Below are 13,319 nucleotides of genomic sequence, written 5' to 3' on the forward strand. Positions count from 1 at the left end.
CAAATAACAAATAACAAATAACAAATAACAAATAACAAATAACAAATAACAAATAACAAATAACAAATAACAAATAACAAATAACAAATAACAACTGACTAAAAAGTTGAAAACGTCACCGAACACATCGAGGCGAATGCAGATTACAGACGACCTCAACAGATTATTAGACATCGTGCCAGATGAGATCCGGCAGCCCTTAGAGCAGCACCCGCAGCGCAACAATCTCATTGAGATTGTCATGGATTTGGGCCGCCGACCTGAAGCTCGTTTTCCATCCTTGGCCGAACCTCTTTCCCAAACGCCAGTTTCCAAGGCAGACCTCAACTATTGCATCGAGCGAGTCGGCCACTTCGGCGGCGACAATCGAGCCGGTATCGAGCAAACCCTGCACCGAATTAGCGCCCTTCGCAACCGCAGCGGCGAGATTATCGGCTTGACTTTGAGGGTGGGCCGCGCTGTGTTTGGGACGATCGGCATAATCCGCGATTTGGTGGAAACCGGTCAGTCAATTTTGATGCTCGGCCGCCCCGGAGTCGGCAAAACCACGGCCCTGCGAGAAATTGCCCGCGTGCTCGCCGATGACTTGGAAAAACGAGTGGTAATTATCGACACCTCCAACGAAATCGCCGGAGATGGAGATATCCCGCACCCGGCGATCGGCAGAGCTCGCAGAATGCAAGTTTCTCGTCCCGAACTCCAGCACCAAGTCATGATCGAAGCAGTGGAAAACCATATGCCGGAAGTGATCGTGATTGATGAAATCGGCACGGAACTCGAAGCTTTGGCGGCTCGCACGATCGCCGAAAGGGGCGTGCAGTTGGTCGGTACCGCCCACGGGAACCGGCTCGAAAACTTGATGAAAAACCCGACTCTGGCAGATTTAATTGGGGGCATCCAAGCGGTGACGCTGGGAGATGACGAAGCAAGGCGTCGCGGTTCTCAAAAGACTGTTTTGGAGCGCAAAGCACCGCCCACTTTTGAAATTGCCGTTGAAATGCTGGAACGCCAGCGCTGGGTGATCCACGAGCGAGTTGCAGATTCGATCGACACTCTGCTGCGGGGACGCGAACCGAACCAGCAAATCAGAAGCGTCAGCGAGACTGGAGAGGTAATTATCGAGCGCGAGTCGGCCGCTCCCCCCGCCCGGTTTCCAGGGATAACAGCTTCGAGCGGCCCGGCTGCGGTATCGGCAATCCGGCCGGTCACACCGATCTCTGGGTGGCGGAGTGCTGGCAAAATGGTGCCGATGCCCGCTCCCAGCGAGAACTTGGCTGCTAAAAGCGCGCCGGTTGCTGAGACTCGGTATTTCGAGCAACTCCTCGAAGAATCCCTGTCCGTCGAGCCGGTACCTAAGCCCGGACGTTTTTCCCAGAATGTCGGCCCTAACGGCGAAGATTTGCCCCTCCACGTTTATCCTTACGGCATAGCTCGCCACCAGCTCGAACAGGTGATTTCGACGCTGAACCTGCCGGTACTGCTGACGAAGGATATTGAGAGCGCTGACGTGGTTTTGGCTTTGCGATCGAACGTTCGGAACCAGTCGAAATTGAGGCACTTGGCCAAAACTCGTCAAGTTCCCCTGCACACAATTAAGGCCGGCACTATTCCCCACGTAGCGAGAGCTTTGCGGCGCTTGTTGGACATGGATGACCCAGGTACCCCGGAAGTGGCAGACCTCGCCTTATTCGCCCGCAGCGGTTCTTCTGACGAACTCGAAGCTCTCGAAGAAACCCGCTTGGCAGTCGAGCAAATTGTCATTCCCAAGGGACAGCCGGTGGAACTCCTGCCCCGTTCTCCCAACGTCCGCAAAATGCAGCACGAACTTGTGGAACACTATCACCTGAAATCCCACAGTTTTGGGGAAGAACCCAATCGCCGCCTGCGGATATATCCAGCTTAAAGTTGGAGATTGGTGCGTTTGAAGGCAGAAGGTGGAAGGCAGAAGGGATAATTTTTTCCTGGCTTCTGTCTTTTACCTTTTGCCTTTTTCCTTTAAGTAGCTGGCAAGTTTCTGATATGATATGGTGTGACACTGTTCTTGTTCAGGCGATCGGCTAAATTTCTAATTTCCAATTCTCCAATTTCCAATTACCAATACTTCGACTACACGCTCTTACAAGTTCCCCAATTCTCAATAGTTCAGCTACGCACTTCCCTTCAGCTCCCTTCGGCTTTGCGAACGGATGAGCCGCAGGCTAGCAGCTATGCTCAGCACAAACTCAGCACCAGCTCAGTAAAATTTGCCACTTCCCAAATTATTAAATTAATCTCCCTAAGTTGACATGAATGATTCCATAGTTCAGCTATTTATCAACTTAATTACTACTGAGATTGGTGTGCGAATAAGGTCCCAAGATCGAGCTGGTCTGTCTCATAAAATTATGACTCGAATGAGAGCCAAAAAAATCGCAGAACCCGAAAAATATTATAATCTTTTAACTGGCAAAAATTGGGAAAGTAAAAATGAATGGTCAGAATTAGTATTGCTATTAACAACAATTGAAAGTTATTTCATGCGAGATAAAGGACAGTTTTCTCTGTTAAAAAAACAAATTTTCCCTGAATTGATAGAGCAGAAAAGAAAATTGCACAAGACATTGGGAATGCAGCCGACACTGCGAATCTGGAGTGCGGGCTGCTCTACCGGTGAAGAACCTTATTCTTTAGCTATTGTTTTAAAAGAATTGATTCCCGATTGGGAACAATGGAAAATATTAATTTTAGGTACAGATATCAATGAAAAAGTAATCAAAAAAGCGCCCCAGGGAGTTTACAGTCATTGGTCATTTCGCTTGGTTGAACCGCAGATACAAAAGCAGTATTTTCATCAGAGGCAAAATGATTGGCAAATCAATCAAGAATTGCGCGAAAGTGTAACCTTTAGCTGTGTAAATTTAATCACAGATGAGTTTCCTAATATTTACCAAAATCTTTATAACATAGACTTAATTTTGTGTAGAAACGTTTTTGTTTATTTTGAACATAAGTATATTTCACTGGTACTGAAAAAATTTGCCAATACCCTTAGACCTGGAGGATATTTAATGACCGGTCATGCTGAAGTTTACGGTCAAATTATGAACGAGTTTGAACCCAAGATTTTCCCGGAGTCGGTGGTTTATCAGCGTCGGGATGCAGTAATGGAGGAAGGATCTAAAATAGAGTCTAGGGTTGCGACGGTAGGAGAAGCCAACTCGGCATTTCGGGAATTGCCGAAAGCAGATACTATGGGCGATGATAGTGGTGAGTTGCTAACAAGGGAAACGATGCCACCTCGTTTTACTACTAACAGCAATTTTCCAGAGATAGAGATGCCGCCCGTATTAAAAATAAGTAATCCGCTGGGGAAGATGCTGTCCTCTCCCTATCTGGAGCAAGGTTTGCCGAACACTGCCGTGTCAGTTACAGAAAAAATAATAGCAGAAAATACTCAAACTAAAACGCCTCAAATGCTAATTTTAGAGGCTAAAAAATCCTTTAAAAATAAAAATTATGCTGAGGCAATTAACAAGGCACAAGAGGCAATAGACTTGCAGGGGCATAATTTTGATGCTTATTTTTTAATCGCTCAAGTGCAGGCAAATGCAGGCAATTATTCTCAGGCAATAGAATACTGTAATCGAGCTAGAAAAGTAGAGCCTGGATCAGTATATACTGATTATTTACAAGCTCAAATAGCTGAAGAACAGGGGCAATTGGAAATAGCAAAAAAACTATTAAAGAGGACTATTTATATGTGCCCATCTTTTGTTTCAGCTTATATAGAGCTAGGGAATATATACAATAAAGAAGGTCAAGTAAAAAGAGCTCTGAAAATGTACAATTCATCTTGTGAAATCCTGAAAGCACTACCGCCAAACACTCCCATAGATTCCCAGGGTAAAATGACAGCTAGTCAAGTGCTGATGAATGTTAAAAAAAAATTGTTACAATTATACAGTAAAGAAGCTGTACACTAAAATATGGAAACTAAACCGTATCTTATCTTTGAACAGAACGGTTTTCTCTGCGGTATAGAAGCTTGCTACGTTCGGGAAATTTTCTTTCTGCCGGAGTTGACAGCAATTGCAGAAGCACCTCAAGATATTGTTGGGGCGATCGACCTTCGGGGCGAAATTCTCCCCGTGATGGATCTGAATCTCCGTTTTGGATACGCTTGGCAGGATTATGCTGTCACAGATAGTACGATCGTCATCGAGTGGCAAGAATCCAAAGTCGGTATAATTGTCAATCAAGTTCGCGAAGTTAAGGAACTCTCAGAAGATGCCATCACTCCGCAGCTATCTTACGGGCGAGACAATTCAGAAGCTTCTCATCATTTTGTATCTGGATTTGCCCGCTGCGAAGCCGATATTATCATGCTGCTGAATCTCGATCGCTTAATTCGATATTCTCCCAAAAATTCCCAGGAGATCTGGCCTGTTTTTCCAAGCAATGCAGGTAGTGAGTCAGCAGCAGGTGAGGCAAAGACGGAAAATTCACCCTGGCAAATAAATGCAAAATTGTTAGGCAAAAATCCTAAAAGTTTGAGCAATCGTGACGTTTTTTGCCGGCAGGCTACCCCGGAAGAAAAAGCAATTTTTCAATCGCGCGCTAATCATTTGAGACGGCGAGGCGGGGGGGAAAATGATACTGCAATTAATATGTCCGTGGCGGTGTTTGTTTTGAAGAGCGAATACTTTGGTATTCCTTTGGATCTAGTGCGCGAATTTACGGATATTAGCCAAGTAACTCCGGTTCCTTGCACTCCCGACCGCATAGTGGGAAATATAAATTTACGGGGAGAAATTGTGACGCTAATTGATATTCGCAGTGTTTTAAATATGTCTTTAAATATGTTGGATACTGCAAATTATCTCTCTAAGGCGATCATTGTTGAAGTGGCGGATTTAGTCGCTGGTATAGTTGTTGAAGAAATATTAGATATTATATACTTAAATGTGTCGGAAATTGCGGCTGTTCCGGCAGCACTGCATTCTGCTAACCGCGAATATCTACGGGGGACAGCTATTTATGGAGAAAAAATGATGGCCATTCTAAATTTGCAAAAACTGCTGACAAAAGGAGGAGTAGTTGTTGATGAAGAGGTTTGAATCAAGAACAGGGCTTACGCAAAGTATATATCTTATGAGTCAACTGAAGCATCTGGCTTGATAGTTCATTTTCTTCGCAATCCAGATTCAACGCAGAGATCGAGGCTGGTAACCAGCGAAACTTAGCATGAGAGAATTATGTTGAAATGCGTCCAGGACTAAAGAACTTAGTTATACCACAATACGGTTGAGTTAAGCTCGATCCCCCCTTGAGAAAGCAGGGCGGTTTCATTCGACCTAGGCGCACACCCCCGTGGTTGCCCCGATATTTGAAACACCGATTCCCTGGTCCGTGGAGGAGGTAGGTACGGGGGCGCTACCTACAAAACGATGATTTCCTGGAGAATGAAACAGCCCTGTCTTCTCAAGGGAGGGACAAGAACTTACTCAACGTCCTCCCAACGATGGGGGGTATGCGAGGGGGTCTCTGAGGAAGAAATAGTTTTAACCCAAGCGTATTAAGTTATACCAAATCCGCTTTTAAAGCGAGATTTGACTAAGCAATCTAATTAGTGTATTCACGTACTTAAATTAAGGAGAAAAATATGTTTTCTAAGTTAATAAAATTAAATATTAGAAATAGAATGCTGCTGGCCTATGTAGCACCAGCAACTATATACTTGGGTTTTCCTCTGCTAGTTTATACAACTACTAATCAGGTATTGAATAATTTTAAAGAAGTGGAAAGGATAGAAAATGCGATCAGATACACAAATGATATGTCCGCAGGTGCTGAACAAATGGTACGGGGGATGCGTGGGTATTTAATTAATAAAAATCCGCAGTTTTTAAGTGATTTTCAAACAGGTGCAGAATTAGCCCGCCAGTCGGGCAAGAGTGCGGAGTTGAGGATCGAAAATCCTGAGCAGAGAGTTCGTTTAGAGAATATGCTACAACTTTGCAACGAATATTATAATGGTTCTAACCAAATAGTTGTTTTATTACAACAAAATAAGAAGGTCGAAGCATTGGCTATATTTAATACAGGAGAACAGACAAAATTTGTGGAGCAATTTGTGGCCATAAATAAGCAATTTCGCGAAATAGAAGTAAATGCGATTAAGCAAGCTACAGAAAAAACGAAGGAATCTTTAGTTTTCTTGATCTCGGCATTGGTATTTGGTTCTGTATTTTTATTGGTGTTAGGTGCGGTTATAGCTTGGCTGATTTCGTCAGGAATTGCCCAAACTATCGATCGGGCAATTAGCTCGATCGCCTCTTCTTCCACTGAAATTGCAGCCACCGTAGAAGAACAAGAACGCATGGCAAGTCAGCAAGCAGCTTCCGTAAATCAAACTACTACTACAATGGACGAATTGGGAGCATCTTCCAGGGCGACATCACAGCAGATAGAAACAGCCGTGGTTCAAGCAATGCAAGCTTTGAATTTAGCTGGAGGTGGCACAAAAGCTGTAGAACAAACTTTAGAAGCAATGGCAACTCTGAAAACTAAAGTTCAGGATATCCAAGGACAAATTATAGAGTTGAGCGAACAAACAGATCACATTGGTAATATCTCAACTGTAGTTAGCGATTTGGCAAATCAAACTAATATGTTAGCCCTCAATGCTGCTGTTGAAGCTGTGCGGGCGGGAGAAAACGGCAAGGGTTTTGGCGTGGTGGCGTCAGAAATTCGCAAACTTGCCGATCGCAGTAAAAAGTCAGGAGCTCAAATTAATCTATTAGTTGCTGATATTCAAAAGGCGATTAACTCAACGGTAATGGTGACAGACGAAGGAACTAAAACAGTGGAATCCGGCGTGAACATTGCCTCAGAAACCGCAGCGGCATTTGCAGGAGTTGCCAATGCCATTAACAATGTGGTTTTGAGCTCTCAGCAAATTTCGCTGAATGCCAAACAGCAATCGATCGCGATCGAACAGGTAGTGCAAGCTATGAACTCTCTCAATCAAGCCGCAGCCCAAACCGCTTGCGGTATCAGTCAAACTAAAGTCGGAACTCAAAAATTGAATGAAGCAGCCTTAGATTTGAAGGCAGTTTTGTAGGAGATAGATGAATTATGAGTAGTTCCCAAAAAGTGCCAAATATATCCTTAAGAATTAAACCAATCGCTTTGGCGATCGACCTCGCTACAATTCCAGCGACATTAACGGAGTAATAATTTGTTCCTGGTCAAATAAAAATTTGATAAATCAGCATTGTAGTTAGTTGTGAGTTGTGAGTTATTATTAGGGAGTTGTTATTTTTTCTTTACTACCCATTCCCAATTCCCAATACTTCGGCTACGCGATCGTACAATTTTCCAATTTCCTATACTTAGACTATGCGAGCGTACAAATTACCAGTAACCAATTTATAGTAACCAATGATTAACAAATTTTTCCAAAAAATGCAGCACCGACTGTTGCTACTCCTAATTTTAAGTACCTTGATTCCAGTATCTATTGTTGGTTGGTATGGAATTTATTCTTCAACAGAAGCACTGCAAAATTTAGCATTAATAACCCTTAGTGACAGTGTTAATTCTACCGCAAATCAAATGATTAACAAATTTGAAAATATGAGAGCAGATATTTTGTTTCTCCCCAAAACTCCCCCAATTCAGGGAATGATTAGAGCTAAAGAAGGAAATGGAGCAGACAAACAAACTAATTCTAATTATAAAGATTGGCTTTATCGAATGCAAGTCACATTTTTAGCTATGATGGAAGCCAAGCCATATTATATGCAATTGCGTTACATAGATAACAGTGGCAAGGAGATCGTGCGCGTAGATTCTGACGGCACAAATATCCAAGTTATTCCAGAGTCTCAACTACAAAATAAAGCAGACAGAGATTACTTTATGGCAACTATGAAGCTAAAATCAGGAGAAGTCTATGTGTCTTCTTTAGAGCTGAATCAGGAAAGGGGGAAAATAGAAATTCCTTACAAGCCAACAATTCGCTACGCAACTCCAATTTTTAATCCCAAAGGAGAAAGACAAGGTATTTTGATTAGCAATGCTCTGGGTAACACTCTGATCGATAGGGTTAAAAATTTTAATCATGAATTCTCAGATCAATCTTTTATCTTAAATCAAGATGGATATTATCTGGCTCATCCCAATCCTAAAAAAGCATGGGGATTAGAACTTAAAACCAAGGAAAATGTCAAAAACGATTATTCAGCAGGCATTGTTGCTAAAATACTCTCAGGTGGTGAGGGAAATATTGATAATAGGGATCTAGTGATTAGTTATAATACAGTTTTTCCCAGCAAACAAAATACAAATAAATTTTTAGTAATTGTGGATAGTTCACCCAAAAAAATGCTATTTTCTTCTATTGATTATCTTCAAAGAATAGCAGCAATTATTGCTATTGTTTCTCTGGCTGTGGTGCTGGGATTTGGGTGGTTTTTTTTGCAAAAAATAGTTGCTCTAATTCGGGGTTTAATTTACGAGATATCGTCATTTTCAATGCAGATAGAATCTAATATGAACAGGCAAGAGCAAATAGCAAATAGACAATTTGTCTCGGTTAATCAAACAACTATAACTCTAGAAAATTTGGGCAGATCTTCTCAGGAAACAGCCGAGCAAGCTGAGTCTGTTGCCGTTGCCGCTCGCCAAGCTTTAAATCTAGCCGAAGAAGGGACTAAAAAGGTAGATCAAACTCTCAATCAAATGCTGAATCTTAGAGAAGCTGTGGTGGCAATTTCTAAGCAAAATCATCGACTCGACGACAGCACGAGTCAGATTGGCAATATATCGACTCTCGCAAGTTTGGTTAGCGATTTAGCCAGCCAAACTAATATGCTGGCTCTCAACGCCGCTGTTGAAGCAGTCAGAGCCGGCGAGTACGGTAAAGGTTTTGCGGTGGTAGCAAGCGAAATTCGTAAGTTAGCAGATGAAAGCCAACAAGCAGCACAAAAGATTAATGGTATTATTCCAGAAATTAAGGGTGCGATCGACTCAACGGTGAAAGCAACTGAAGATAGTCGCAAAACGGTTGCAGAAGGGGTGAAAACAGCACAAGATACGGCAGAAGCTTTTACGGGTGTGAGGGAAGCTTGCAATATGGTGTTTGCTAGCAACCAGCAAATTTCATTTAACGTTAAACAGCAGGCGATAGCGATTCAGCAAGTAGGTGATGCCATGAGTTCTATGAAGGAATCCGCGTCTCAAACAGTCAGCGGTATTACTCAAGTTAAAATCGGTACTCAACAACTCACAGAAGCTGCATTTAATCTTAAAGAAGTAGTGTATTAATTAGTCATCAGTCATTAGCAATCGACGGATTATTCAACATAATTATCATTACGAATTACCCATGAACCTTGTTCAATTACCTATTACTCAAAAACATATATGATGATTGAAGATCGAGAACTTCGAGATGTATTTAAAGTCGCGAGTCAAGAACACTTACAGAAACTAGACGACGGATTGCTGTACTTAGAACAACATCCGAGCGACTTAGGTAAGTTAGAACAATTGTTGCGCGAAACCCATTCTCTTAAAGGTGATGCTGGGATGCTAGGCGTAAAAGATGTAGCATCTTTAGCTCATCAAATGGAGCATATTTTGGGAGACCTCAAGCGGGGAGAAACTCAACTGAATTCGGATATTAGCGATCGACTTTCGCAAGGTTTAGAAGCCATGCGGAAACTCGTTAACGAAGCCGTTACGGGGGAAGATTCCGGCGTTAATACTTTTTACATCCTAGCTAGCATGATGGGTGCTTCTACTGAGCCACACCTAGCAGCCTCAATAGTAGATGCCTCATCTTCACAAGTACCAGAAGAACCGTTGGTAAAACCGCAATTTACTGAGTCTGCTACCCAAGAACTAGAAACAAATGTTGAAACTTCTCAAGTTCTTAACTTAGAGAAAAATTCCTCTTTTTTACACTTACAATCCAAGCCTGAATTTCTAGTGGAAACTCAAAACCTGCCTGCACCTTCTGAACCAGCCACTGCGTCGGCTTCGCAGTCGGCAGTTACTACCTCCTCAACCTCATCTTACCGCATTGAAACCATTCGCGTTGCTACTCAAAATTTAGACGATTTAATGACTCAAGCGGGGGAACTTACTGTCACAAAAACTCGGCTAGGACACCGAGTTGCAGAAATAGAACAAATTACAACTTTGTGGGAAGAGTGGAGCCGAGAATATTTTGTAACGAGGTTGACTGTCGATCGGATGCAAATAGATGAAAACGGTATTAAAGCCAACGGTAAATTTAGCCAATTGCAGGATTACTATCAACGTACAGAAGAACGTTTAGAAAGTCTCGGAACTTTAGTTAACCACTTGAAAAATCGAGTTTATGAAGATACTGCCAGACTAGAATTAATCGCTGAGGCATTAGAATCAGGAATTCGCACTTTGAGACTGCTGCCTTTGTCTACTATTTTTAATTTATTTCCTCGAACTGTTCGAGACTTAGCGAAACGGGAAGGTAAAGAAGTTGCGTTGGTGATTGAAGGAGGCGAAACTACAGCCGATAAACGCATTTTAGAGGAAATGAAAGATCCTTTAATGCACATGATTAGAAATTCGATAGACCACGGTATTGAGACTGTTGAGGAGCGAAAAAAACTAGGTAAACCTCCCGTGGCTACTCTCCGAATTAAAGGCTATAATATTGCTAGCAATATTATTATTGAAGTTGCTGATGATGGCCGGGGACTAAATCTAGAGAGCATTCAACAAACGGCTGTAAAACGTAATATTTGTACGGTTGAAAAACTGGCAAAAATGACAGAAAATCAAATACAGTCTTTGATTTTTACTCCGGGTTTTTCAACCAAGAAATTTGTTACCGAAGTATCGGGGCGCGGGGTAGGTTTAGATGTAGTTCGGACTAATGTTGAAGCCCTAAAAGGTAGTATTCAAGTAGAGTCTTTACCGGGTAGAGGATGCACTTTTAGACTGCAAATCAGCACGTCTTTAGCTACAGCAAATGTATTAATTGTTATAGTTGAAGACATTCCTTATGCTCTACCAGTCGAGTTTGTAGACACGGCTCAACAGGTGTCTCAGTCTGAGATATTTGCTATAGAAGGTAAGGAAACTATACTTTCAAACGGTCAGCCTCTTTCAGTTGCTCATCTAACAGATTTACTAGAATTAAACAATAGACAAGGATGGCAAAAAAATCGGTATTTGAGGCAGGAAAGCGGGAGCGAAGCTCTGAGAAAAAATCAAAACTACTTCCTAAATTCAACTTCTTCAAAAATGCCTTGTATTGTTTTGAAAGTTGGGGAGGAAAGATTGGGATTATTTGTAGATGCTTTGATAGACGAACAAGATGTGGTGATGAAACCTCAAAGTCAATTGCTGAAACGGGTGCGAAATGTTTCGGGTGCTACAATTCTGGGGACTGGGGAAGTTTGTATGGTACTCAATCCCCACGATTTGATAAAATCTGTACGCCAGCAAGTTTCCTCCCGTATGGTTCCTGGTGCGCGATCGCAACTTGAGACTGCCAGCAGAAAACAAGTTATACTGTTAGCAGAAGACTCGATCGCCACGCGCACTCAAGAAAAGCGCATCCTGGAAGGTGCGGGTTACGAAGTTGTGACTGCGGTAGACGGATTGGATGCTTTCCATAAATTAAAAACTCGCAATTTTGATGCTGTGATTTCTGACATACAAATGCCAAATTTAGACGGTTTGGCTCTGACTATAAAAATTCGGGAGCAAAAAGAATACAGTGAGTTGCCGATAATTTTAGTGACATCTTTGGCATCGGATGAAGATAGAAAAAGAGGAGCTGATGCGGGGGCAAATGCTTATATTCCTAAAGGTACTTTCAATCAAGATGTGTTGGTAGATACACTAAAAAGGTTAGTTTAGTCATGAGTCATTAGTCCTTGGTTATTAGGCATTTGTTATTTACTACCAATTAACAAGGCTCAATACCCAGCATCGATGCACAATTACCAGTGCATCGATGCTGAATACCCAATACTTTGACTACGCGGTTACTGAGCTAGTTGTACTGAGCTTAGCCACTCGCCCTGCGCGGCTTGCCCGCTCACGAAGCCCAAGGGAAGTAAGTCGTAGGGCATTATTACAAGTGCCTAATTCCCCATTCCCCATTTCCCATTCCCCGTTTTCCAGCAAACAGATGTTATCGCCCATTAAACTATTGTTAGTTGAAGATTCTCCAGTAGTTACGATCGTCCTCAAACGAATTTTTGAGTCCTCGCCAGACATCCAAGTTGTAGGAACCGCTTGCAACGGACTAGAAGGACTAGAATTAATCCCCAAACTTCAGCCCCAAGTAATCTGTACCGATTTGAACATGGCACCAATGAACGGGTTAGAATTTACGGAAGAAGTAATGAAGAAATATCCGCTACCAATTTTAGTAATTAGTGCCTCAGTGCAAGCGAATGATACTCAGAATGTATTTCAAGTGTTAAAGGCTGGTGCATTGGATGTTTTTCCTAAACCGATGGGCGGGCTGGTATCAGATTACGCTCTTCTAGCCAATCAATTAATAGCTAAGGTTAAAATACTCTCAGGAGTTAAAGTATTTACACGGCATCAAAAAAAGATGCCAACACAAGATAATAATCAAACTGTAAAAATCAACCAAGCACCTGTCCCTAATTACAAATTTTCCAACGACAATGTTAAATTCTTAACTATTAAAGTATTGGCTATAGGGGCTTCTACAGGGGGACCGCAAGCACTATATACAATTATTTCTAAACTTCCAGCTAGTTTTCCCGTACCTATAATTTGTGTCCAGCACATCAGTGAAGGTTTTTTACAAGGATTAGTTGATTGGCTGGGTAATGAATCAAAACTGCCTGTTAAAATAGCTTCTTTTGGGGAATTGCCACAAGCAGGGACTGTTTATTTCCCGCCCGAAAAACGTCATTTAGAATTGGACTCTCAAGGGCGATTTGTTTATTCAGAAGCTGCTCATGTCGCGGGACACTGCCCTTCTGTAACGGTGACATTTAAGTCGGTAGCTAATTTTTATGGCCGGTCAGCAGCGGGGGTGTTGCTGACAGGAATGGGTAGAGATGGTGCTGACGGAATGTTGGCGATTGCCAGACAAGGGGGGTTGACAATCGCCCAAGACGAAGCTACCTGCATTGTCTTCGGAATGCCCAAGGAGGCGATCGCCCTCGGTGCAGCCCAATATGTTCTACCTGTCAGTGCGATCGCTCCCTTACTCCTGGCTAAATTAAAAATTTAGGACTTACCCCGCAAATAGTGCAGAATACTCCGCCGCCCGACTTGTTAAAGAAGTCGAG

General features: G+C 42.5%; 7 protein-coding genes. All 7 read left to right on the forward strand.

Going from position 1 to position 13,319, the window contains the following annotated elements; genetic code table 11:
• The first annotated feature begins 136 nt into the window (after window positions 1-136).
• Complete coding sequence (locus tag QUA33_RS14430; protein ID WP_333149166.1) at window positions 137-1,903, forward strand: R3H domain-containing nucleic acid-binding protein; 1,767 nt, start codon at window positions 137-139, stop codon at window positions 1,901-1,903.
• 382 nt (window positions 1,904-2,285) lie between these two features.
• On the forward strand, window positions 2,286-3,962 hold the full coding sequence (locus QUA33_RS14435; protein ID WP_333149167.1) for a CheR family methyltransferase: 1,677 nt from the start codon (window positions 2,286-2,288) through the stop codon (window positions 3,960-3,962).
• Window positions 3,963-3,965: 3 nt separating this feature from the next.
• Window positions 3,966-5,096, forward strand: a complete 1,131-nt coding sequence (locus QUA33_RS14440; RefSeq protein ID WP_333149168.1) for a chemotaxis protein CheW — start codon at window positions 3,966-3,968, stop codon at window positions 5,094-5,096.
• Between the two features lie 545 nt (window positions 5,097-5,641).
• On the forward strand, window positions 5,642-7,102 hold the full coding sequence (locus tag QUA33_RS14445; protein WP_333149169.1) for a methyl-accepting chemotaxis protein: 1,461 nt from the start codon (window positions 5,642-5,644) through the stop codon (window positions 7,100-7,102).
• A 344-nt stretch (window positions 7,103-7,446) separates the two neighbouring features.
• Window positions 7,447-9,309, forward strand: a complete 1,863-nt coding sequence (locus QUA33_RS14450) for a methyl-accepting chemotaxis protein (protein WP_333149193.1) — start codon at window positions 7,447-7,449, stop codon at window positions 9,307-9,309.
• 102 nt (window positions 9,310-9,411) lie between these two features.
• Window positions 9,412-11,901 carry a hybrid sensor histidine kinase/response regulator gene (locus tag QUA33_RS14455; protein ID WP_333149194.1) on the forward strand — a complete coding sequence of 830 codons (2,490 nt, stop codon included), beginning with the start codon at window positions 9,412-9,414 and terminating at the stop codon, window positions 11,899-11,901.
• A 274-nt stretch (window positions 11,902-12,175) separates the two neighbouring features.
• Window positions 12,176-13,261: a chemotaxis-specific protein-glutamate methyltransferase CheB gene (gene cheB / locus QUA33_RS14460; RefSeq protein ID WP_333149170.1), complete on the forward strand. Its 1,086-nt coding sequence runs from the start codon at window positions 12,176-12,178 to the stop codon at window positions 13,259-13,261.
• Window positions 13,262-13,319 lie beyond the last annotated feature (58 nt).

It is taken from the genome of Microcoleus sp. Pol14D4 (genome assembly GCF_036701245.1).
Taxonomy (GTDB): Bacteria; Cyanobacteriota; Cyanobacteriia; order Cyanobacteriales; family Microcoleaceae; genus Microcoleus.